Source organism: Polaromonas sp. P1_F4 (assembly GCF_056405675.1).
This window is the reverse complement of the sequence record NZ_JBFUBP010000027.1, coordinates 1-582: the sequence shown is the minus strand read 5'-3', so window position 1 is coordinate 582 and position 582 is coordinate 1. Positions and strand designations below refer to the sequence as shown.

Genomic DNA, 582 nt, shown 5'->3' with positions numbered 1-582 from the left:
GGTTCGGGCAACAGCAAGTACGTCAATGCGATCACGACCAATGGTGGCGGCATCATCAGCGTTCAGGCTTCGACGACGATGAACGACTCGTTGATCAACAGCCAGTGGCTGTCGCTGGTTCCTTACTCGCAAGGCGCCAGCACGGGCCTCGCACCTGGTTCGCTGATCAGCGAATGGCGCTGCGGCCCAAGCACGGCCTCAGGCATCCCTCTCAAGTTCCTGCCAGGTTCTTGCCGCGGTTGAAGTAGATGCGTTGGCGTGACAAATTTGTCGGCTGAAAAGAACTTTTGAAGACAATAATGTAAGCAAAGCCCTCAAAACGTCGCAAAAATTGCATAGAAACTGCTGGCACCAAATTTGCTGTTCCTGAGAGCCTATTTTTAACCCAAGGAGTATTTATGAAACGTTCAATGCAAAAGGGTTTTACCCTGATCGAATTGATGATCGTCGTGGCGATCATTGGTATTTTGGCCGCTGTGGCTCTGCCTGCTTACCAGGACTACACCAAGCGCGCCAAACTGTCGGAACTGATTTTGGCCGCGTCTTCGTGCCGTACGTCGATCACGGAAACCTTCCAGTCCG

Annotated in this window: 2 protein-coding genes; both read left to right on the top strand. The window is 52.4% G+C overall.

Annotated elements, in window-relative coordinates:
- On the top strand, nucleotides 1-243 hold a 243-nt coding region (locus AC1DYQ_RS22870; protein ID WP_477688721.1), incomplete at its 5' end, for a pilin.
- A 155-nt stretch (nucleotides 244-398) separates the two neighbouring features.
- Nucleotides 399-582: pilin (locus AC1DYQ_RS22865; RefSeq protein ID WP_477688720.1), on the top strand; the 184-nt coding region annotated here is incomplete at its 3' end.